Below are 21,197 nucleotides of genomic sequence, written 5' to 3'. Positions count from 1 at the left end.
GCGACCGAAGGATCTCCCATAAAACCGTGTTTTCTGAGATTCTTCGGCCTTCGGCCTCAGAATGACCTTTTTAGCGTTATTATTTTTAATTTCGGTTAAGGTGTGCACTTTTAATTTTTAAATAACATATGTTCTAAACCTGCCTTGACAATCAACAAATTAGATGTTAAAATAAATTCACTTTTATGAATTACGGACATTTTGACCAGAAAAATAGAGAGTATGTGATTACCCGGCCGGATACGCCTACGCCCTGGATCAATTATCTGGGTGTGGATGAATATTGCGCAATAATTTCCAATACCGCCGGCGGTTACAGTTTTCATAAAGACCCGCGTGACAAACGGATTTTGCGCTATCGCTATAATAACCTGCCGGTGGACCGGCCGGGAAGGTATTTATATCTTTGCGACAAGGATACAGGCGAGTTTTGGTCATGTTCCTGGCAGCCGGTAATGAAACCTCTTAATGAGTTTAGGTATGAGTGCCGGCACGGCTTGGGTTATACCAAAATAAGCGCCGGATACAGGCAGATAAACAGTGAAGTTACCTATTTTGTCCCCCGCGGCGAAAATCTGGAAATCTGGATTTTACACCTAAAAAACTCAAGCAGTAAACCCCGGAATCTGGCGGTTTTTTCTTACGCGGAATTTTGCCTCTGGCAGGCAGTAGCCGACGCTGCCGATTTTCAATATACGTTGAATATTGCCAACTGCATTTCTGAAGACAGGATAATCTATCATCTAACCAATTATTATCCGAAAGCAGGTTTTTCTTCCCTGGCCTATTTAGGTGCAAGCCGAAAACCACAAGGTTTTGACTGCGACCGGGAAAGGTTTATCGGGCCTTACCGCAGTGAATCTAACCCTTTAGCTGTAGAAAAAGCCCGCTCTTTTAATTCCCGGGCTGTGGGCGGGAACCCAATCGGCTCGCAATCTTTTCATTTAAAGCTCAAACCTAAACAAGAACAAACTATCGTGTTTGTGCTCGGAGTTGAGAAAAACAAACTTAAAGCTAAACAGAAGGCCGCTAAATTTACTAAGTTAAAAGTTGCGTTGGGCGAACTGGCTGAAATTAAGAAAAGCTGGCAGAGATATCTTGATTATCAGGTTGCGACCCCGGATAAAGAACTGAATGCAATGGTTAACACCTGGAATGCCTACCAATGCCATACTACTTTTAACTGGTCACGTTCCGCTTCTTATTATGAGGCGGGTATTGGCCGGGGAATGGGTTTTCGTGATTCTAACCAGGATTGCCTGGGGGTCCTGCACTCTGTTTCCAAAAAGGTGAAGCAGAGAATTACGGATTTGGCAAGCAACCAGTTTAAGGATGGCAGTTCGTTCCACCAATATTTCCCTCTTACCAAAAAAGGCGATAAAACCGGGTATTCTGACGATCACCTCTGGCTGATTATTTCCACGGTCAGCTATATTAAGGAAAGCGGAGACAGGGCCTTCTTGGACAAGATAATTCCTTTTGCCAATGCCGGCAAGGATACGCTTTATAACCACCTGAGCAGGGCAATTGATTATTCCTTTAAGCATGTCGGCAAACATAAACTGCCGTTAATGGGTTATGCTGACTGGAACGATTGTCTTAATAATATGGGGCCGGGCGCAGAGAGCGTGTGGGTTGGACAACTTCTTTGCTTTGTCTGCCGCCAGATGGCCGAATTAGCCGGATTTACAAGTAAAAAAAAGGATAGTTTAAAATTCACCAGCTTAGCCTCAAAGATGGAAAAGACGATTAATCGGGTTGCCTGGGACGGCAGCTGGTACATTCGCGCTTTTGACAGCAAGGGAAGGCCGGTTGGTTCCTCAGATTGCCGGGAAGGTAAAATTTATCTTAATCCTCAATCCTGGGCAGTAATGGCTGGAATCGCTCCTCAACAAAGGCTTGTTAAGTGCATGGATATGGTAGCAAAGAATCTTGATACTAAATATGGGATAATACTTCTCGACCCGCCCTACCGGGATTTTGACCCGCAGGTCGGAGCGATCGGAACATTTGCTCCTGGATTAAAAGAAAACAGCGGCATTTTCTGTCATGCCAATCCCTGGGCAGTAATTGCTGAAGTTATACTTGGCCGGGCAGAGAAGGCGTTTGATTACTATAAAAAGATCGCCCCCGCTACCCACAATAAAATTGCTCAAATTCATATGACAGAGCCTTATATCTATTCCCAGTTTATTAGCGGCAGGCACAGCCCGGAATTCGGGCGGGCTAAAAATTCCTGGCTTACCGGTTCAGCAACCTGGAATTTTATTGCTGTCACCTGGTATATCCTGGGTATCAGGCCGGAGTATCGGGGGCTGCGAATTTCGCCCTGTATTCCCGGGCACTGGCCCGGATTTCGAATAAGCCGGCGATTTCGAAAGATAATATATAAAATTGAAGTACTCAACCCTCAGCGGGTTTCTCGCGGTGTTAAATCAATTACGGTAGATGGGAAAAAAATAGAAGGAGATATCTTGCCCTTCTTTAAACCAGGAAGTACCCACCGGGTTAAAGTTATAATGGGAAGCCGTTAGAGGAGAAAAAATGCGAAAAATTTGGATTTTAATATTAGGATTTTGTTTTCTTTTGGTTGGCTGCGGGCAAAAACAACCGCTGCCGGATAAACAGCAGTTGGTAAAGGAGCCTCGGGAATTGGTAATGTGGCTGGTTGGTTCAGAGAGCCAGGCGCAGGAGATCCAGAGAATTGGTGATGAGTTTTTTAAAAGCAGGAATGTCGTTTTTAGGTGTCAGGCAATTTCCTGGGGCGACGCGCATACTAAATATCTAACCTGCATTGCCGGGAATGTTGTCCCGGATATTGGCACAATGGGCCTTACCTGGGGCACGGAATTCGGCCAGTTAGGAGCAATGGTAAATTTAACCGAGGAATTCCCGGAGGATTTAGAACAAATCAGAAAAAATACCTTCCATGGTCTATGGGATTCTATTGATTACAAAGGAAAAGTTTACGGAATTCCTTTTGATATAAGCCTGCAGATTATGTTTTATCGCAATGACATTATTCTCGAACCTCCGACAACCTGGTTGGAGTTAGAAGATTTGTTAAACAAATTAAAGGCTCAAGGCAAAGGTATGATCTTTGATTGGGGTTCAATGAGCTGGATTGGCCTTGCTCCCTATCTTTGGCAGGCAGGAGGAGATTTTTATAATCAGGAAGGCACAAGGTCAACCCTGGATTCAGAAGAAGCGGTTGAAGCTTTAAGGTTTTTTAGCAGTTTTTATACTAAATTAGGGGTTCCCAGGACCCGGATTCCCGTAGAGCAGGGAATGCGTATCGGAGATTTTCCCTTGGTAATTTCAGGAAATTGGAAGATCGATAGTCTCAGGCTTTGCGCGCCGGAAATTAAAGGAAAGTGGTCGATTGCGTTACTACCGGCTGGACCGGCAGGCGCCCGTACTGCTTTTCTTGGCGGCCGGGTAATGGGGATTTTCAATGCATCGAAAAATAAACAGCTGGCCTGGGAATTTATCAAGTTTTTGTTCTCTTCCCGGATACAGAGGGAGTTATACCAGGCAGCGCGGGAATCTCAGGATTCTTATTTACCTTCCAATAAAACTGGCTGGAACATACTGCCGATGGAATCGGAGTTTAAACAGGTATTAAAATTACAGGCAGAAGATGGAAAAGGCCCGCCTTCAGTCCTTGGCTGGGATGAGAGTACACGGTTTATCGAACAGGCAATCCAGAAGGTAGTTTTGCAGGGGGCAGATGCTCGGGAAGAGCTTACCCGGGCTGTCCGGGAAATAAATAGACAGCTAGAACAAAAAAGGAGATAACGTGCAGAAAAGGGATCTTTTTTATCTTTTTATCGGAGTAGTAGTTATTGTTGCTTTGAGTATAACAGGTGTTGTCATTTTTAAAAAGTCAACCGGATTATTAGTTGTACCGCAGGGGCCTGAATTCCAGAAGGGAATGACCTATGTTGCATGGACAAAGGAAGGGCACCGTAATGCCGATTCAATTAAGTCAATGGAACAGTTAGTTTCTTTAGGGGTAGATTGGGTTGCTTTAGTTACCACCTGGTATCAGGACCGGGCAGATTCCACAAAAGTATATTCTTTAAATGAGAAGACTTCTTCTGATGAAAGTTTGCTCTTTGCGGTCAGAAAACTCCATGGTTTAGGTCTTAAGGTAATGCTCAAGCCCCATCTCGATCTCATCAAATCAGAAGGTAAATGGCGGGGAGATATTGGATTTACCAATACTGCTGACTGGCAGGCTTGGTTTAGCAGCTACGCCGATTTTGTTCTTTATTATGCCCGTTTGGCCGAACAGGAGAATGTTGAATTATTCTGTATTGGAACAGAGCTCACCAATGCTACTCTCAGCCAACCTGATTTTTGGAGGAGCTTGATAAAAAAAGTAAAAGAAGTATATAACGGACAACTGACTTATGCGGCAAATTGGTATCAGGAATTTGATAACATTGAGTTCTGGAATGAATTGGATTACGCCGGAGTCGATCCTTATTTTCCCTTGGTTAGCTCTTCTCATCCGACTAAAGAACAGTTAATGGAAGTCTGGAAAGACTGGCTGGAGATGATCGAGGCCTGGCAAAAAGAGATAGACAAACCGGTTATTTTTACCGAAATTGGCTATAAAAGCTCAGAGGACGCAACTGATGAGCCCTGGCGGCATTCCCCTGCCGGTAAAGTAGATTTACAAATACAGGCTGATTGTTATGAGGCAGTGCTGGCAACTTTCTACGAGAAACCCTGGTTTTACGGCGTATACTGGTGGCATTGGGGTGTTAGCCCTAAGATGGGCGGAAAATTTCACCGCGGGTTCACCCCTCAAAATAAACTAGCCCAGGAAGTAATCAAACAATGGTATAAAAAATCAGTTTCTCCTAAGGAATATTAAAAGGAGTTTATGCGCTATCGATGCAGCATTGTCTTTATTGTTGTCTGTCTGACGGTGATGTTTATTTTTAACTTGCCGGCATTCAGCCAAAACCACATGGGTACTGCAGAATTTTTACTTGAAATGGGGAAGGAATATTATAAACAGGGTGATTACCAAAGAGCCCTGGTCGAATTTAATAAGGTTATTTTGATCGAACCGGAAAATAGACGGGCCTCGTTATACGTTCAAATTATTGAGGAAAAAATGGCTTTGGAAGAGGAAGGTCTTAGCCGACAGGAAGCAGTAAAGCGGGCTTTAGGAAAGACAAAAGAGCCAACAGAGAAATTGGGAAAGAAACCAGCAGAAGAACCAGCAGACGAGGCAGGCAGGGCCGTTTCCAGCGGAGGGGCTTGGGGGGCGCCTAAAGGACACTGCCTTCTTGAATTATATTTAAAATATTACTGGCACAATTCCCATTTCGATAATGACGGAAATGAAATGGAATGGGAATTTGGCGGGGCATATAAAGAGATGCTTACAGAATTAAAAATAGAATACGGGCTTTATGATAAATTTACTTTAGTGGGATACTTTCCCTATAAGTATGCTTGCTGGAAGGATGATTTCGCAAAGCAGACAACCTCGGGCATGGCAGATATCCGGGTGGGTGGAAAGTACCGCTTTTTTGAGGAACCAATAGTAACTGCTGTTCAACTGAGGGGAAAATTCCCCGGGGGATATGATAAAAATGCCATTCCCGCCTTGGGAGCAGGACAGATAGATTTAGAGATAATGCTTCTTGGCGAGAAAAGCTTCGATCCTTTACCATGTTATCTAAAAGGAGAACTGGGTTATAGAGTCAGATTTGAGGATCCAAATGACGAACTACCCTATTTCTTTGAGTTTGGATACAAACCTATAGATAAGTTAACCCTTAAAATTGGGTTGGATGGGATGGAAGGTTTAAACGGCACAGGGAAAATAGATGATGAGGATTACACCAAAGGTGCCGTTGGCCTGATTTATAACCTAAGACAGGGCACAGGGCCGGCAGATTCTCTTGACCTTGAGTTGGGTTATGGCAGGACGTTCGCTGGTAAAAATACTGGCGCTGCTTCCGAGATTACATTTAAAGTTAATTGTGGTTTTCCCTTGTCTCTTCGGCCCCATTGAGAGTTTGAATGAAATACACTTCCAGAGACAATCTAAAATCCGGCCTGCATTTGGGCGGTCTGGGAACAGGCACGCTTCAGATATTTCCCGATGGAACCAGGGGTGTGTTTACCGGACAAAATAATTGGGAGCATCCCTTAGGCCAGCTCCATTGGTTCAGGCCAGGCAGCGCCGGTGATTTCAGGGCAGCCAATCCCTTTGCGATATACGTTGAGAAAAAAGACAGAAAGACAGCCAAGCTCTTGCAGACAGTTTCCTTAGCAGGATGCCCCACCATAAAAGAGATTAAATTTGAAGGCGCTTTTCCTATAGCTGATCTGGAATTTAAGGATGCCGATCTGCCAATTAAGATAAAGTTAAGAGCATTTTCCCCTTTTATCAAAGATGACTGCAAAAATTCAGGCCTTCCCTGCGCTGTTTATGCCTTTAAGATAACCAATCCAACAAATAGTACGGCTGTTGTTTCGTTGTTAGCCTCGGGAATAAACGCCAACGCTGATTGGAACGTAGGCAGGTTTAATGAAGTTATCAGCAATGGCCGGCTAATAGGCATTAATTTTCATAAAAAAAATCCCCGGCCATCCGATGAAACAGCAGGAATAGTAAGTTTGACAACCAACTGCCGGAAAGGCAAAGTTAGCTATTTCGGAGAGTGGCCCTACGCCAAAGAAGCATTCAGGGGCGATTTGAAAGACAGGCGGTTTGATGCCTGGAAATATTTTAGCCGCGACGGCACTTTACCTAATACCAACACCAAACAGCAGGCCTTTGGTGAATTTGACGAGTGGATGGGTGCCCTGGCTGTCAAATTTAAGCTCAGGCCGCATCAGACCAAAGAAATACCGATCTATTACAGTTGGTATATGCCGAAGCATTATTTAGGTCATATGTATCAAAATTGGTTCAAGGACTCCTGGGAGGTGGCTCAATACATTGACAAAAACAAAAATAGGCTTTTAAAAAAGACATTAAAATGGCAGGAAGCTCTAAAGAATTCCGGCCTGCCTGATTGGCTTAAAGACGCCTTGATCAATAACCTTTATGTTTATACTGCGGCAAGTTGGTGGACCAAAAAAGGTGATTTCGCTTTATATGAAAACACCGTTAAGTGGCCGTTGATGGATTCCTTAGATGTAAGGTATTACGGGACAATTCCCCTGGTTCTTTTTTTCCCTGAATTGGAAAAAAGGACTATGGAAATGTTTGCCCGGGCGCAGCGCCGCGACGGCCGCATTCCCCATGATTTAGGCAGGAGGCAGATTGATTGTCCATCTGATGGGACAACAGCCGGTAAACCATGGAAAGATCTGAGCACAAAATTCAGCCTGATGGTTTATCGGGATTATTTATGGAGTAAGGATGAGATTTTTTTAAAAAAGATGTACCCTGTTGTTAAGAAAGCGATGAAATGGCAGTTTTCTACTGATAAAAATAAGGACTGCCTGCCTGATAACGAAGGTAAAGATTCAACTTTTGATATGTGGGATTTTCACGGGGTAAACTCTTATACTTCTTCGGTTTTTCTGGCCTCGCTGCTGGCGACTCAAAAGATGGCAAAGAAGTTAGGCGACCACGACTTTTTAAAAAAATGCCGCAGGTATTTCTTAAAAGGAAGAGAGGTTTTTCAAAAAAAGCTTTGGAACGGAAAATTTTATATCTCAGGCTATGAGAATAATTTTAAAGTATACCCCAACTCTATGGTCGGCCAGCTTAATGGCCAGTGGTATGCTCATCTGTTAGGCTTAGGTTATATTCTTCCCGAACAGTCTGTTAAAAAGGCGGTTAAATCTATGCTTGAACTAAATGCCCGCGCTTCGGAATTTGGAGCGGTGAATTCTGTATTTCCCGATGGCAGGATCGATCACTCCAGTTATCACGCTGAGAACATCTGGCCCGGCGAAACCTATACCCTTTGTTGTTTGGCGATATATGAAGGGTTTGTGGAGGAAGGCCTGTCGTTAGCCCGTAAAACCTGGTTTCATTTTACAAAGAATGCCTTAAACCCCTGGTCCCAACCGGATGTAATCTATGCTAAAGACGGCCGATTGGGAGATGGTGAGCTGTATTTGCGTAATTTATCAATCTGGGGTATCCCATTGGCTTTGGCCAGGGTGTCCCGGAATAACAAAAATATAAACTTATTTCTTGGAAAAAGCAAGAAAAAGGTGTATAATTAATAATGAGGGGAGGGATGCGTTTTGGAAAAGAAAATAGGAAGGGAAAGAAGAGAGTTTTTGAGATTTGACGCTTCCTTGAAAATGCGGTATAAGATTTTATTCTCTGAAATAGAAGGCATTGCTACTTTGAAAAATATTAGCAGAGGCGGGATGGGGTTTTCGGTGATTAAAGGAAAGGATTTACTCAAAGATGCATCGGCAGACTTTGAGATAGATGTTCCGGGTGAGGACTATCCGATTTTGACTAAAGGGAAAGCGGTTTGGTTTAACAAAGTTTCTGCAGAGGATGCATCTTTGTTGAGTAATGGCGTAGAATTTGTCGATATAAGACCGGCTGACAAAAGCATTCTACTGGATTATGCATATGATCGCTGGGCTGAAAAGCAATCGTTGAGGAATAAATAAAGTGGATTTTGATTCTGAAAAGAGAAAACATAAAAGAGTAGACTTGTCTATACCGGTAGAGATTAAAAGCATAACCGAGGATTTCCCCCGGTTGTTTGAAGGAGCCGTTACCGACAATTTAAGCCAGGGAGGTTTGTACTTAAGGGTGCCTGAGAAGTATGTTGTCGAACCGGGTGAAAATGTATTTGTTCACATTTCCCTGCCGCGTGAAAAAGCAAAAGCCCCTCTTTTCTCCAGATTGGTCGGAAAAGCCAGGGTATTAAGAAGAGAAAAATTAACCAAGCAGGATCCGGATTGTCCGTCCTGCCTGGGATTGGCGTTAGAATTTAACAAGGATGCCATATTTTTGGCAGTGGCTAATTGAGGTTTTTAAATGGAACCAAAACAATTCCTAACCGAACTTGAGAAAAAGAATTGGGTAATTCTTGAAATAATAAGGAAAAACGGGCCTGTTACCAAGACCGACATTTCCCAGCTTACCGGAATAAATATAGTCACCGTTTCAAATTATGTTAATAAATATTTGGATCAAGGGTTGGTGCGGGGAAGAGGGCTTGACTCCTCGACCGGTGGGCGCAAACCGGAATTGGTGGAACTAAATAGTGATTTTGCTTTTGCTGTCGGCCTTGACCTGGGACCGCTTAATGTGCCTGCGGCGGATATGACAGCTATCTTAACAAACTTATCCGGAAGGGTAATCGTAAAATTAAAACGAAGCCGTCCCAAAGAAGACATAGATAGGTTGCTCGACAAATCAACAGGCCTGATTAGCGAGCTAATAAAAAATTCTGCCGTCGGCAGAGAAAAAATAAAAGGCGCGGGAATAAGTATTCCGGCGGTTGCCCTGAGTAGTTACCCGGCTATTAAGTCTCGGATTGAACAGGAGTTCGGTATGCCTGTTTTTATTGACAACGACGCTAATCTGTCTGCTTTTGGCGAGAAGATGATCGGGTTAACCCCGGAGGTTAAAAATATAGTCTATCTGCATTCTGAGACGAGTTGCGGGATTATAATTAACGGAGAGATATATCGGGGGACGAGCGGAAGCACAGGCGAGTTAGCTTTCAGGGAACAGCTTAGTAATGGAAACGGGTTTATCAAGGCCCGCCGGGGACCATGGTTACAAACCGGGGAGAGCGGTTTGAGAACGCTGACTTATGCTAAGCATATCCTTAAACAGGGAGTGGAGTCTGAAATAAACCAGATAGCTGGCGAAAATCTGGAACAGTTAACCTTCCAAACCATAACGCAGGCGGCTAAAAACGGTGATAAATTAGCCATGGAATTGGTCGAAGATGCCGGTGTAAATTTAGGTATGCGGGTTGCCTGTTTAGTTAATATATTTAATCCGGAAATGGTTATAATCGGGGGAGGGCTGATCGGCACCGGTTCATTGCTCTTAGACCCGATCAGAAAGACAGTAAAAAAGTATGCTTTTGAGGAAACTGCCAGTGCGGCCAAAATTCTTCCCGCCCAGTTAGGAGAAGATTCAGCAGTTGCCGGTGCGGCCGGCCTTGTCATTCGGGAAGTATTCTTACAGGCCTAGATGAAGAATTTTAACCTTACCATAACCTTATCCCAAAAGAAAATATTCCAGGACAAAGTTATTAGCGAAATAACCGTGCCTGCTAAAGAAGGCTGGTTGACTGTTTTAGCAGGCCATGCCCCGCTTTTAGCTATTCTCAAAAAAGGAAAAATAAAAATAATAAAGAAGGAAAATAACAGGCAAGAATTTGAGATTGAAGAGGGCTTTATCGAAGTAACCGAACAGGGAGTAACTATATTAGCTAAAAAAGCGTAATATAGCCAATGAATAATTCTTTTTTTCACTATCTTGGCCTGGTGATTCAGTTAGGCCTGGTAATAATAGTGGCTATGGCTGTTGGGTTATCTATTGGGGTTTTTTTAGATAGTAAACTGGGCAGCGGTTTTTTATTTACGGTTGTTTTTTCGATATTTGGCGTGGCCGGCGGGTTTAAGGCCGCCTATCAGTTGATCAGAGAAAAGGATAATGAAGCAGGCAAGGGCCTTCGAAAATAGATTAACTGTAGAAATATTAGGCATAGTTTTTTTAGTTGGCACTTTATTTTTTCTATTAGGAAAAAGCAAGATCTCTCTTGGCGTTGTCATCGGCGGTATGGGCAGTAGTATAAATTTTAAATTGATGGTAAAAAGCGCAAAGAAAAAAATTGAGTTTAGCGGCAAAAAAAATTATTTGTTTTTTCCGGCCGGTTATTTCCTAAGATATGCTACAATGACAGCTATACTTTTAGGTTTGTCTTTTAAGGGGTTAGAATGTTTGATCGGAGGCGCGATCGGGTTATTTTGCCTGCGGCTGTCGATATTCGTGGATACCATTTTTTATAAAAACAGATCATTACAAAATTAACAACTATCAATTTAAAATTTAGAATGTTAATTGATAATTTTAGTAGAGTCTTTTGTGAAATATGGAAAACCCACTAAATTTTTTAGCTTTAAAGATGACCTGGGTGGTTATCGCGATAGTAACCTCAGGGCTGGTTCTGCTTAAGGGGAGATTGAGCGTTGTTCCCTCCAGGCGGCAGTGCCTGTTGGAGGCGGTTAGCGTATGGTTTGATGATATGTTGAAGGAAAGCCTGGGAGAAAGCGGAAGAAAATTTCTGCCTTTAATAATGACGCTGTTTTTATTTGTGTTGGTTTCAAATCTGCTTTCCGTTGTTCCGGCTTTAAGCAGTCCAACTGCTGACCTGAACACTTGTCTTGGGTTGGGACTGTTGGTATTTTTTATAGCGCATGTCAGCGCAATAAGAAAACTGGGTGTTAAAAATTATTTAGGCCATTATTTTAAGCCTTTTTGGTGGCTTTTTCCATCCAATGTAATTTCCGAGTTTAGCAAGGTCCTTTCGCATTCTCTTCGTTTATTTGGCAATATGTTTGCCGGGGGCTTGATGCTTTCGTTTTTACCGGTTATAATGAAGATGTTCCCCGCTGGCTGGGCTGTACCTTTAAATCTGATGCTGATGCCGATGATCAATCTTTTCTTCGGGGTGATTATCGGGTGCATCCAGGCGTTTGTGTTTACGATACTGGCGGTTGCATATATTTCGGTGCTGAGATATTAACTTCTTTTAAACTATTAAACTGTTAAATTGCTAAACTGATAAATTGCCAAACTGTTATAACAATTTAAACTGGGAGGTAGATATGGACGCAGCATTTGCAGAAGTTGCCCGGCAGGGCGCAGAAACGATAAAAACAGTGCCAATTGACGGAACCGTAATTATCAAGGCAGCTGCTCTTTTGGGCGCGGGCCTGTGCATGGGGCTGGGTGCTATTGGCCCGGGCATAGGCGAAGGCATAGTCGGAGGAAAAGCCTGTGAGGGTATAGCCCGGCAGCCGGAGCTTCAAGGCGTGCTGTTACGCACCATGGTTATCGGCGATGCCATTGCCGAGACAACGGGGGTATACGCCCTGTTTATTGCTATGTTTTTGATAGTGGGAGTAAAAAGCGGGTTCTTTTTATAAAACGCGAATTTTCGCTGATAAAAGGACGCTAATTTCCGCTAATTAGCGAAATTAGCCAATAAAATTAGCGGAAATTAGCGTATGAGTCGAAATTCAATACCCGAAAAATTAGCGGAAATTAGCGTATTATGAATATAAATTTTACGTTCATATTAGAAATTATAAGCTTTTTGATATTAGTAGCTGTATTAACAAAGCTTATTTATCGTCCCCTATTGGGTTTTTTAGACAAAAGAGGTCAGGAAGTTAAAGAGATGTTTGAGCAGGCCAGGCAGGCCAGCGAAGATTCTGAGAAAAATAATCAAATATCAAATGAAGTCCTGCAGGTTGCTAAAAAGGAAGCCCTGCGGATAAAGGATATGACCCGGCAAGAGACAGATAAATTGCGGCTTTTGATGATCGAGGAGGCCAAAAGGGAAGCAGCCAGGATATTGGAAAGGGCCAAGCTTGAACTGAATGAAGAAGTCAAGCTTGCCAGAGGGGTCCTTAAAAAAGATATTTCTTCGATTTCTCTGGAGATAGCCAAAAAAATCATTGAACGCGAAATAAAAAAAGAGGATCATAAAAAATTTATTGAACAGTCCTTAAAGGAGCTAAGCCGTGGATAACTTAGAACTTTTACATGACCGATATGCCACTGCCCTTTTTCTGATGGCTGAAGAAAGAAATACTCTGGATAAAGTAATGGAGGAACTGGAGATTCTAAGTGAAGAGTGGCTTGAGGTCGGGGAGCTTCGCCATTTTATGCTTCATCCGCTTATTACCAGGGATGAGAAAAAAAGAGTAATTGAAAAACTATTGGGCGAAAGAAAATTTTCGAATACTGTTTTAGATTTCTTAAGCCTTCTGGTAGACAGTAAAAGAGAAAATTTAATCCACGGCGTATATCTTCGCTATAGAGACCTTTATGAAGCTAAGAAGAACAAAATAAGGATAGAAGTAGAAAGCGCCTCTCTGCTTACAGCGGATGAGAAATTTCTATTGATGGATGTATTGACTTTAAAATTCAGGGAAGAAATTCACTTAAAATTAAGAGAAAATTCCAGCCTAATCGGCGGATTATATGTGCGCTATCGTGACAATATCTATGATGACTCTGTCAGGGGGAAATTAAGGAAACTGGAGGAAATACTGTGCCCAGAATAAGGCCTGAGGAGGTTACCTCGATAATAAAGAAAGAGATAAAGAACTATCAACGCCGCGTGGATACCGCAGTTGTTGGCACAGTTCTGGAAGTGGGCGATGGCATAGCCAAAATTTACGGCCTGGACCAGGCTATGTCCGGGGAACTCCTGAAATTTTCAGATAATCTCTACGGCATGGTATTAAATTTGGAAGACAAGGTGGTTTCTGCCTGTATCTTCGGGGAAGATGCCTTAGTAAAAGAAGGTGAAGAGGTAAGGCTGACCGGAATGGTGTGTGAAGTGGGTGTTGGAGAGGCCCTTGTGGGCAGAGTTTTGAACGGCCTGGGCCAACCCATTGACGAAAAAGGGCCTTTAAAAACCAAAGAGGTTCGTCCAATTTGGCAGGTTGCTCCCGGAGTTATAAAACGCCAGCCGGTAAGGGAGCCCTTCCAGACAGGGTTTAAGGCAATAGATTCTATGATTCCTATCGGCAGGGGCCAGAGAGAACTTATAATTGGTGATAGACAAACCGGGAAAACAGCCATAGCCGTAGATGCTATAATAAATTCTAAAGGAAAGAACCTGATTTGTATATATGTGGCTATTGGCCAAAAGAAATCTTCGGTTGCATCAATAATAAATAGACTGGAGAAGCATGGGGCAATGGAGTATTCCATAATAGTCAGTGCTACGGCGAGCGACCCCACGCCGCTGCAATGGATTGCGCCCTATGCCGGTTGTGCTATTGGTGAATATTTCAGGGATAAAGGACGTCACGCCTTAATAGTCTATGATGATTTGACCAAACATGCTAACTGCTATCGAGAGTTGTCCTTACTTTTAAGAAGGCCGCCGGGTAGAGAGGCCTATCCCGGAGATATATTCTATGCCCATTCGAGATTGCTGGAGAGAGCTTGCAAATTTAGCGAAGAACAAGGCAGTGGTTCGCTTACCGCGCTTCCGGTTATCGAAACGCAGGCCGGCGATGTTACGACCTATATCCCCACCAATGTAATCTCAATAACCGACGGACAGATCTATTTAGAAACAGAACTTTTTCATCAGGGAGTGAGGCCGGCAATAAATGTTGGTCTAAGCGTTTCCCGGGTCGGGGCTAATGCCCAGATAAAAACGATGAAAAAGATAACCGGTACTTTAAGGTTGAATCTAGCCCAATATAGAGAGCTGGAGGCATTTACTCAATTCGGGACAGAGCTGGATAAAGCCACTGTCAGGCAGCTGGAGCGCGGAAAAAGATTAGTCGAGATATTAAAACAGGACCAATATAAACCGCTGGATATAGCCGATCAGGTCGTTATAATTTTTAGCGGGGTAAAAGGATATCTGGATGACGTGCCTGTTGGCGACATAAAAAGGTTTGAAAAAGAATTCTTATCTTTTATCAGGGAGAAAAAGAAAAAGTTGCGCAATAAACTGATCGCTGAAAAGGAATTGTCCGAAGAGCTTGAGGCCGAACTTATAGGGGCGGTAGAGGATTTTAAGAAGATATTTGTTAAAAGAAACACAGATTAGCTGTGAGCTGTGGGCTGTGAGCTTTTTAGCGCATAGCCCACAGCTCACAGCCCAAAGCTCACATTATGGCTACGTTACGCGAGATAAAACAAAAAATAGGTTCGATAGGGAAAATAGGCCGGGTTACTAATGCCTTAGAAATAGTATCCTTAAACCGGATAAAAAAGATCGAATCTGTTACTTTAAACTGCCGTTTCTATTTTGAGAAGATAAGAGAGGTTGTCTTCGGCGTCGCAGATAATGTCATTTACCAGTCTCACCCCCTGCTTGAAAAAAGAGATATCAAGACAACCGGCCTGATCGTTGTCGCAAGCGATAAAGGGCTCTGCGGGGGGTTTAACAGCAGTATATTCGAAAAGTTCCGGGAGTTCACTTCTTCAGAGGACCTAAAAATAAAACTGGTTTGCTTCGGAAGAAAAGGAGCAAATTTTTTTAAATCCGGGAACAAAACCGAATTACTGCGATGTTTCAATTCTTCTATAAAAAAAGAGCCGTTAGCTGATTGTCGGGAAATCGCCTTAGAACTTAGCGGTATGTTTATAGATAAAAAAATAGATTCTTTGCATATAATTTATAATAAATTCAGGACGCATTTATTAGGTAAAGCCGTTGTCGCACAGCTCCTGCCGGTTGGCTTAGAAAGACAGAAAAAAATAAAGAGGGTTCGCGATTACAGGTATGAACCTTCAGTAGGAGATGTTCTGGACGGGCTGCTTAAAGAATATCTGGTCAGCCAGATCTACCAGACGATACTGGAGTCCAACACTGCCGAAGAAATGGCCAGGATGTTTGCCATGAAGCAGGCTTCTGATAATGCGAAAGAGATTATAGACAGGTTGATCCTCAATTATCACAAGACAAGACAGGCGGTTATAACCAAAGAAATATTGGATATAATGGCTGCGTCTAATCTATAAAAGATAAATTGCTAAATTGTCAAACTGTTATAGCCATTTAACAGTATAATGGTATAGCAATTTAACAATTTAACAGTTTAGCCGTATAACAATGGGGTTTTATATGAAGAATAAGGGCATAGTCAAGACAGTGATCGGTCCGGTAATTGAAGTGGAATTTAAGAAGGGCAATCTTCCGGCTATAAATAATGCCTTGGAGATTAAAAATAAAGATATAGAGCTTGTTCTGGAGGTTCATCAGCATATCGGAGATAATGTCGTAAAATGCATTGCTCTTAAGTCTACCGAAAGATTAAAAAGAGGGATGGAGGTCATAGATTCAGGAAGTTCCATCCAAGTTCCGGTAGGGAGGACCACGCTGGGCAGGATGTTTAATGTTGTTGGTCAAACTATAGATGACAAGCCGGGATTAGCCGAAGATATTAAACGGGAGCCGATTCATAAAGATGCTCCGGAGCTGGTCGAACAAGTTACTTCCCGAATGATCCTGGAAACAGGGATAAAGGTGGTGGATCTTCTGGCGCCTTATCTGAAAGGCGGCAAGATCGGTTTGTTCGGAGGGGCAGGTGTGGGAAAAACCGTAATAATAATGGAGTTGATCAGAAACATAGCGATAGAGCACGGAGGGGTAAGTATATTTGGAGGAATTGGCGAGCGGACGCGCGAGGGAAATGATCTTTGGCGTGAGATGAAAAAAACAGGAGTGTTGGATAAAACCGCCTTGGTGTTTGGCCAGATGAACGAGCCGCCGGGCGCCAGGTTCCGGGTGGGCTTAAGCGCTCTTACTATGGCAGAATACTTCAGAGACCGGGAGTCAAAGGATGTATTATTTTTTATTGATAATATATTCCGTTTTGTTCAGGCGGGAAGCGAGGTTTCTGCTTTGTTGGGCAGGATGCCTTCAGCAGTGGGGTATCAGCCGACCCTGGCGACTGATTTAGCCGGTTTAGAGGAAAGAATAACTTCTACCCGCAAGGGCTCGATTACCTCGGTTCAAGCAGTATATGTCCCGGCAGATGATCTGACTGATCCTGCGCCAGCCACCGTGTTTACCCATCTGGACACGACTGTTGTTCTTTCACGGGAGATAATGGAATTGGGGATCTACCCGGCAGTGGACCCGTTAGATTCTACCTCAAAAATACTTCATGCTGATGTATTGGGTATAGAACATTATACAGTGGCCAGGGAGGTTCAGAGGGTTCTCCAGCGCTATAAAGACCTTAAAGACATAATAGCTATTTTAGGTATTGAGGAACTGACCGACGAGGATAAGCTGATCGTGGCCCGGGCAAGAAAATTGCAAAAGTTCCTTTCCCAGCCGTTTTTTGTAGCTTCTGGATTTACCGGCCTAAAAGGGAGTTATGTCAAGACAGGAGATACCATAGCAGGATTTAAAAAGATACTCTCCGGCCAGATGGACCAGATTCCCGAACAGGCATTTTATATGGTAGGAAAAATAGAGGAAGTTTTCAAAAAAGCAAAGGAAATAGGAAGTAGCCAGTGATGGAAGAATTAAAAATCGATCCAAAAAAGGTTGCCAAGAAACTGATCAAGTTTATAGCTGAAGAGGTAAACAAAACAGGTTATAAAAAGGCAGTTCTGGGTTTGTCGGGAGGGGTTGATTCAGCTACAACCGCTTGTTTAGGGCAAGAGGCTTTGGGTAAGAAAAACGTATTCGGGATTATTATGCCTCACCAGGCCTTAAAGTCCGAAGACATTCGGGACGCAGAAAATTTGACAAGGTCCTTGAGAATAAACTGCCGGGTGATTTCTATTGAGCCGGCGTTAAAAGGGTTTAAAAAGATTTTTTCTAAAATCGATCATATCCGACAGGGCAATATCATGGCCCGGTTGAGAATGATAGTTCTTTATGATTTTTCCAAGACACTGGAGGCTTTAGTGTTGGGTAATAGCAATAAAAGTGAATGGATGCTCGGTTATGCTACGATCTATGGAGATATGGCCTGCGCATTGAACCCCCTGGGAAATCTTTATAAAACGCAAGTTTGGCAATTAGCCCAATATTTAGGTATTCCTAAAACGATAATTTCAAAGCCTCCGAGCGCAGGGCTCTGGCCGGGCCAGACCGATGAGCAAGAACTGGGTTTAAGGTATAAAGAGCTGGATCCTTTGCTTTATTATATGGTTGATTTAGGGTATGATGATGATAAATTAATAGAGCTTGGATTTAAACAAGAGACAATTTCAAAAATAAAAGGCAAGATCAAATCTTCAGGGTTTAAAAGAAAAATGCCGTTAGTTGCTGAAATAAAAGTAACATAAATGAATAATTCCAGCGGTATACTATATATAGTTAGCACACCTATTGGCAACCTGAAAGACATTACCTTAAGGGCTGTTGAGGTTTTAAAAGAAGTAGATCTGATAGCTGCTGAAGATACAAGACAGACTAAAAAATTACTTTCGCATTATTCTATTCGCACCGGGCTAATAAGTTATTATGAGCATAACAAACTTACCCGTTCCGAACTACTGCTTAAAAAACTGAAACAAGGCAATAATATTGCCCTGGTCTGTAATGCCGGTACGCCGGGTATCTGCGACCCGGGTTATTTGATAGTTAATATAGCGATTAAGAGCGCAGTTAAAATAGTTCCTGTTCCGGGCGCTTCGGCATTTCTTTGTGGCTTGCAGGCCGGCGGCGCAGCAACAGATAGCTTTATTTTTGTGGGCTATCTGCCCCCAAAGACTAAAAAAAGAAAAGATAGATTTAGAGAAATAGCAGGTGAAAATAGGACAGTAGTTTTTTATGAAGCTCCGCACAGGCTGCTTAAAAGTTTAAATGACATGATCGAAGTTTTAGGAAACAGAAAGATCATAATTACACGGGAACTTACTAAAAAGTTTGAAGAGACCAGGAGAGAGAACATCAGCCAGTCAATCGAACATTTTAGCATAACAAATCCGCGGGGCGAATTCGTTGTGATCATACCAAAGAGGGGGAAGCTGTGAATATAGCTGTTTTTGCCTCAGGCAGGGGCACAAATTTACAGGCAATAATCGATGTAGCTAAAGCAGACGAAATAAAGGCCGATCTATCGCTGGTTATCAGCGACCGCAAGGATTCCGGGGCCTTAGAAAAGGCAAGGTCAGCCGGGATAGAAGCTGTTTATATCAATCCCCAGGATTTTTCATCCCGCGAAGACTTTGACAAAGAAACAATAACCTATTTGGAAAAATACAAGATTGAACTGGTGGTTTTGGCCGGGTTTATGAGGATAGTAAGCCCTTATTTTATAGGTAAATATAGAAACCGCATTATGAATGTTCATCCGGCGCTTCTTCCTTCCTTTATCGGCACCCGGGGGATAAAGGATGCATGGGATTATGGGGTAAAAGTGACCGGGCCCACTGTGCATTTTGTGACCGAAGACTTAGATAGCGGGCCGATAATTTTACAGAAACCAGTAATAATAGAAGATGAAGATACTATTAAGACCTTGGAAGAAAAGATTCATAAGGCTGAACATGAAATTTATCCCCGGGCAGTAAAATTATTTATAGAAAACAGGTTAAAGGTAGAAGGCAGAAGAGTAAAAATTAATACGCAAAGGCCGCAAAATTAGCCGTAAAATCCGCAAAGAAAATGCGAAGCTTTTTTGTAATCTTTGTAAATAAAAAGAGGATTAAAAATGGCAAAAATTCAACAGATTAAAGCGAGAGAAATTTTAGATTCACGGGGAAATCCCACGGTCGAAGTTGATGTAATGCTTGAGGGCGGTGCCTTTGGCCGGGCTGCGGTTCCCAGCGGGGCATCTACCGGTGAACATGAAGCAGTTGAACTTAGAGACGAGGATAAGAATAGATATTTTGGCAAAGGCGTAAAAAAAGCAGTCTCCAATGTCAATAATATAATAAACAGCAAGATAATTGGAAGAGATGCCTCAAGCCAGGAAGAATTAGATAAATACCTCTGCGAACTTGACAAAACCGAGAATAAATCCAACTTAGGCGCAAATGCCATACTGGGGGTAAGTCTGGCCTGTGCCAGGGCTAGCAGCCAGGCGAAGGGCCTTCCTTTATATAAGTATCTCGGAGGAGCCGAAGCCCGGGTTCTGCCCGTGCCGTTGATGAATATTATCAACGGCGGCAGCCACGCGGACAACAACGTGGATTTACAGGAGTTTATGATTGCGCCCATCGGCGCACCATCTTTTAAAGAGGCTTTGAGATACGGTTCAGAGATATTTCATACCCTGAAAAAACTTTTAAAGAAAAAAGGATTAAACACTGCAGTGGGAGATGAAGGCGGGTTTGCTCCTGATTTAAAATCCAATGAACAAGCAGTTCAAGTAATTTTAGAGGCAGTTAAAGCAGCCGGATATGAACCGGGTAAGGATGTCTATTTGGCCCTGGACCCGGCAGCCAGTTCATTTTTTAAAAATAATTCATATCATTTGAACGCCGAGTCATCACCCCGTAAGAACAGCGTTGAGATGATAAATTTTTACGCGGCCTGGGTGGATAAATACCCTATCTTTTCTATTGAAGATGGATTAGCTGAAGATGATTGGGATGGCTGGAAGATACTGACCGAAAAATTAGGAGACAAAATTCAACTGGTCGGCGATGATTTATTCGTGACTAATTCTAAACGCCTTAGCCGGGGTATCGAAGAACAGATTGCCAATTCTATTCTTATAAAAGTGAATCAGATTGGCACGCTCAGCGAAACCCTGGAAGCGATAAACCTGGCCAAGGCTAATGGGTATAAAGCGATAATTTCCCATCGTTCAGGAGAGACAGAGGATACTACCATTGCGGATATCGTTGTTTCCCAAAACACTGGCCAGATAAAAACAGGTTCTGCCTGCCGTACAGACCGCATTTGCAAGTATAATCAATTACTGCGGATAGAGGATAAATTAGGCAAAAAAGCGCTCTATGAGGGGGCGGGGTGTCTTCGAAGAAGCTAAAGGCAGTAATAGTTTTTTTAATTATCAGCCTGCTTATTTGTATGTTTACGCCCGGGTTTTGTAAATTGCGGATGTTGCTGTTAAGAAAATTTGATTTAATAAAAAAAATTTCCTCGTTTGAGATGTCTAATCAAAGATTAAAAACTGAAAAGAAACAACTGGAAGAAGACCCTGTATATCTTGAGAAATTAACCCGGCAGAAATTGAGGGTAGGCGAGCCGGGAGAGGTTATTTATAGAATAGTTCCTCCGGAGGAGTAAATAGCATATATATACAGATATAGGTAAAAAGAAATATAATAGAAACAAAGGGACACGGTGGCTGTGGGTTAAAACATCCGTGTGGATCCGTAAGAAATCCGCGTAAATCTGTATTTCTGTTAGGATATTTTTATACAGTTAAATAGTTTGACATTGTTTGGATTAAAGGATATAATAAAACAAAAATATTGCGGGGTAGAGCAGCCAGGTAGCTCGCAAGGCTCATAACCTTGAGGTCGTCCGTTCAAATCGGACCCCCGCTACCAGTAAATGTCCGCCATGTGAGTAATCCTG

General features: G+C 42.8%; 23 protein-coding genes and 1 tRNA gene. All 24 read left to right on the top strand.

The features are described 5' to 3' along the window. Positions 1 to 185 precede the first annotated feature (185 nt). The 24 genes from U9Q08_02825 (at position 186) to U9Q08_02710 (ending at position 21,169) form a co-directional block, all read left to right on the top strand. On the top strand, positions 186 to 2,534 hold the full coding sequence (locus tag U9Q08_02825) for a glycosyl transferase (GenBank protein ID MEA3328648.1): 2,349 nt from the start codon (positions 186 to 188) through the stop codon (positions 2,532 to 2,534). Positions 2,535 to 2,544: 10 nt separating this feature from the next. Beyond that, positions 2,545 to 3,798 (top strand): extracellular solute-binding protein, encoded by a 1,254-nt coding sequence (locus U9Q08_02820; protein ID MEA3328647.1) that lies wholly within the window; start codon positions 2,545 to 2,547, stop codon positions 3,796 to 3,798. Between the two features lies 1 nt (position 3,799). Further along, the gene (locus U9Q08_02815; GenBank protein ID MEA3328646.1) at positions 3,800 to 4,885 is read left to right on the top strand and encodes a hypothetical protein; all 1,086 of its coding nucleotides are present in this window, start codon (positions 3,800 to 3,802) and stop codon (positions 4,883 to 4,885) included. A 9-nt stretch (positions 4,886 to 4,894) separates the two neighbouring features. Beyond that, the gene (locus U9Q08_02810) at positions 4,895 to 6,040 is read left to right on the top strand and encodes a transporter (GenBank protein MEA3328645.1); all 1,146 of its coding nucleotides are present in this window, start codon (positions 4,895 to 4,897) and stop codon (positions 6,038 to 6,040) included. An 8-nt stretch (positions 6,041 to 6,048) separates the two neighbouring features. Beyond that, positions 6,049 to 8,217: a GH116 family glycosyl hydrolase gene (locus tag U9Q08_02805; GenBank protein ID MEA3328644.1), complete on the top strand. Its 2,169-nt coding sequence runs from the start codon at positions 6,049 to 6,051 to the stop codon at positions 8,215 to 8,217. A 21-nt stretch (positions 8,218 to 8,238) separates the two neighbouring features. Then, positions 8,239 to 8,622 carry a PilZ domain-containing protein gene (locus U9Q08_02800; GenBank protein MEA3328643.1) on the top strand — a complete coding sequence of 128 codons (384 nt, stop codon included), beginning with the start codon at positions 8,239 to 8,241 and terminating at the stop codon, positions 8,620 to 8,622. A gap of 1 nt (position 8,623) precedes the next feature. Continuing rightward, positions 8,624 to 8,986: a PilZ domain-containing protein gene (locus U9Q08_02795; protein MEA3328642.1), complete on the top strand. Its 363-nt coding sequence runs from the start codon at positions 8,624 to 8,626 to the stop codon at positions 8,984 to 8,986. Between the two features lie 9 nt (positions 8,987 to 8,995). Further along, complete coding sequence (locus U9Q08_02790) at positions 8,996 to 10,168, top strand: ROK family transcriptional regulator (GenBank protein MEA3328641.1); 1,173 nt, start codon at positions 8,996 to 8,998, stop codon at positions 10,166 to 10,168. Then, positions 10,169 to 10,423, top strand: coding sequence for an ATP synthase F1 subunit epsilon (atpC, locus tag U9Q08_02785; protein MEA3328640.1), 255 nt, complete (start codon positions 10,169 to 10,171; stop codon positions 10,421 to 10,423). An 8-nt stretch (positions 10,424 to 10,431) separates the two neighbouring features. Further along, positions 10,432 to 10,662: an AtpZ/AtpI family protein gene (locus tag U9Q08_02780; protein ID MEA3328639.1), complete on the top strand. Its 231-nt coding sequence runs from the start codon at positions 10,432 to 10,434 to the stop codon at positions 10,660 to 10,662. Next, a complete protein-coding gene (locus U9Q08_02775; GenBank protein ID MEA3328638.1) occupies positions 10,634 to 11,011 on the top strand; it encodes an ATP synthase subunit I in 378 nt (125 codons plus the stop codon). Before U9Q08_02780 ends, U9Q08_02775 begins: the two co-directional genes overlap by 29 nt. 61 nt (positions 11,012 to 11,072) lie before the next feature. Next, entirely contained in the window at positions 11,073 to 11,726 is a 654-nt protein-coding gene (atpB, locus tag U9Q08_02770; protein ID MEA3328637.1) for a F0F1 ATP synthase subunit A, read from the top strand. Between the two features lie 136 nt (positions 11,727 to 11,862). After that, a complete protein-coding gene (atpE, locus tag U9Q08_02765) occupies positions 11,863 to 12,129 on the top strand; it encodes an ATP synthase F0 subunit C (protein ID MEA3328636.1) in 267 nt (88 codons plus the stop codon). 128 nt (positions 12,130 to 12,257) lie between these two features. Beyond that, positions 12,258 to 12,737, top strand: a complete 480-nt coding sequence (atpF, locus tag U9Q08_02760; protein ID MEA3328635.1) for a F0F1 ATP synthase subunit B — start codon at positions 12,258 to 12,260, stop codon at positions 12,735 to 12,737. Next, positions 12,730 to 13,275, top strand: coding sequence for an ATP synthase F1 subunit delta (gene atpH, locus U9Q08_02755; GenBank protein ID MEA3328634.1), 546 nt, complete (start codon positions 12,730 to 12,732; stop codon positions 13,273 to 13,275). Before atpF ends, atpH begins: the two co-directional genes overlap by 8 nt. Next, positions 13,263 to 14,786 carry a F0F1 ATP synthase subunit alpha gene (atpA, locus tag U9Q08_02750; GenBank protein MEA3328633.1) on the top strand — a complete coding sequence of 508 codons (1,524 nt, stop codon included), beginning with the start codon at positions 13,263 to 13,265 and terminating at the stop codon, positions 14,784 to 14,786. Before atpH ends, atpA begins: the two co-directional genes overlap by 13 nt. 65 nt (positions 14,787 to 14,851) lie before the next feature. After that, on the top strand, positions 14,852 to 15,703 hold the full coding sequence (gene atpG, locus U9Q08_02745; protein ID MEA3328632.1) for an ATP synthase F1 subunit gamma: 852 nt from the start codon (positions 14,852 to 14,854) through the stop codon (positions 15,701 to 15,703). A gap of 103 nt (positions 15,704 to 15,806) precedes the next feature. Then, positions 15,807 to 17,210 (top strand): F0F1 ATP synthase subunit beta, encoded by a 1,404-nt coding sequence (atpD, locus tag U9Q08_02740; protein MEA3328631.1) that lies wholly within the window; start codon positions 15,807 to 15,809, stop codon positions 17,208 to 17,210. After that, positions 17,210 to 17,989 (top strand): NAD+ synthase, encoded by a 780-nt coding sequence (locus U9Q08_02735; GenBank protein MEA3328630.1) that lies wholly within the window; start codon positions 17,210 to 17,212, stop codon positions 17,987 to 17,989. Before atpD ends, U9Q08_02735 begins: the two co-directional genes overlap by 1 nt. Further along, on the top strand, positions 17,990 to 18,679 hold the full coding sequence (gene rsmI, locus U9Q08_02730; protein MEA3328629.1) for a 16S rRNA (cytidine(1402)-2'-O)-methyltransferase: 690 nt from the start codon (positions 17,990 to 17,992) through the stop codon (positions 18,677 to 18,679). It abuts the gene before it with no gap. Beyond that, positions 18,676 to 19,293: a phosphoribosylglycinamide formyltransferase gene (gene purN, locus U9Q08_02725; protein ID MEA3328628.1), complete on the top strand. Its 618-nt coding sequence runs from the start codon at positions 18,676 to 18,678 to the stop codon at positions 19,291 to 19,293. Before rsmI ends, purN begins: the two co-directional genes overlap by 4 nt. 66 nt (positions 19,294 to 19,359) lie before the next feature. Next, positions 19,360 to 20,643 carry a phosphopyruvate hydratase gene (eno, locus tag U9Q08_02720; GenBank protein MEA3328627.1) on the top strand — a complete coding sequence of 428 codons (1,284 nt, stop codon included), beginning with the start codon at positions 19,360 to 19,362 and terminating at the stop codon, positions 20,641 to 20,643. Next, entirely contained in the window at positions 20,625 to 20,903 is a 279-nt protein-coding gene (locus U9Q08_02715) for a septum formation initiator family protein (GenBank protein MEA3328626.1), read from the top strand. Before eno ends, U9Q08_02715 begins: the two co-directional genes overlap by 19 nt. Before the next feature lie 189 nt (positions 20,904 to 21,092). Then, positions 21,093 to 21,169: transfer RNA gene (locus U9Q08_02710), tRNA-Met, on the top strand. Positions 21,170 to 21,197 lie beyond the last annotated feature (28 nt).

It is taken from the genome of Candidatus Omnitrophota bacterium, from assembly GCA_034717435.1.
Lineage (GTDB): Bacteria > Omnitrophota > JAUWXU01 > JAUWXU01 > JAUWXU01 > JAYELI01.
The sequence above is the reverse complement of the archived record's forward strand: the minus strand, read 5'-3'. Positions and strand labels throughout refer to the sequence as shown.

What these genes read in the sequence shown, in the direction of transcription:
- atpG (MEA3328632.1), top strand. Translation starts at nt 14,852, where the DNA reads ATGGCTACGTTACGCGAGATAAAACAAAAAATAGGTTCGATAGGGAAA.
- atpC (MEA3328640.1), top strand. Translation starts at nt 10,169, where the DNA reads ATGAAGAATTTTAACCTTACCATAACCTTATCCCAAAAGAAAATATTC.
- eno (MEA3328627.1), top strand. Translation starts at nt 19,360, where the DNA reads ATGGCAAAAATTCAACAGATTAAAGCGAGAGAAATTTTAGATTCACGG.
- rsmI (MEA3328629.1), top strand. Translation starts at nt 17,990, where the DNA reads ATGAATAATTCCAGCGGTATACTATATATAGTTAGCACACCTATTGGC.
- atpB (MEA3328637.1), top strand. Translation starts at nt 11,073, where the DNA reads ATGGAAAACCCACTAAATTTTTTAGCTTTAAAGATGACCTGGGTGGTT.
- U9Q08_02810 (MEA3328645.1), top strand. Translation starts at nt 4,895, where the DNA reads ATGCGCTATCGATGCAGCATTGTCTTTATTGTTGTCTGTCTGACGGTG.
- U9Q08_02805 (MEA3328644.1), top strand. Translation starts at nt 6,049, where the DNA reads ATGAAATACACTTCCAGAGACAATCTAAAATCCGGCCTGCATTTGGGC.
- atpF (MEA3328635.1), top strand. Translation starts at nt 12,258, where the DNA reads ATGAATATAAATTTTACGTTCATATTAGAAATTATAAGCTTTTTGATA.
- U9Q08_02790 (MEA3328641.1), top strand. Translation starts at nt 8,996, where the DNA reads ATGGAACCAAAACAATTCCTAACCGAACTTGAGAAAAAGAATTGGGTA.
- U9Q08_02820 (MEA3328647.1), top strand. Translation starts at nt 2,545, where the DNA reads ATGCGAAAAATTTGGATTTTAATATTAGGATTTTGTTTTCTTTTGGTT.
- atpD (MEA3328631.1), top strand. Translation starts at nt 15,807, where the DNA reads ATGAAGAATAAGGGCATAGTCAAGACAGTGATCGGTCCGGTAATTGAA.
- U9Q08_02780 (MEA3328639.1), top strand. Translation starts at nt 10,432, where the DNA reads ATGAATAATTCTTTTTTTCACTATCTTGGCCTGGTGATTCAGTTAGGC.
- U9Q08_02775 (MEA3328638.1), top strand. Translation starts at nt 10,634, where the DNA reads ATGAAGCAGGCAAGGGCCTTCGAAAATAGATTAACTGTAGAAATATTA.
- U9Q08_02735 (MEA3328630.1), top strand. Translation starts at nt 17,210, where the DNA reads ATGGAAGAATTAAAAATCGATCCAAAAAAGGTTGCCAAGAAACTGATC.
- U9Q08_02825 (MEA3328648.1), top strand. Translation starts at nt 186, where the DNA reads ATGAATTACGGACATTTTGACCAGAAAAATAGAGAGTATGTGATTACC.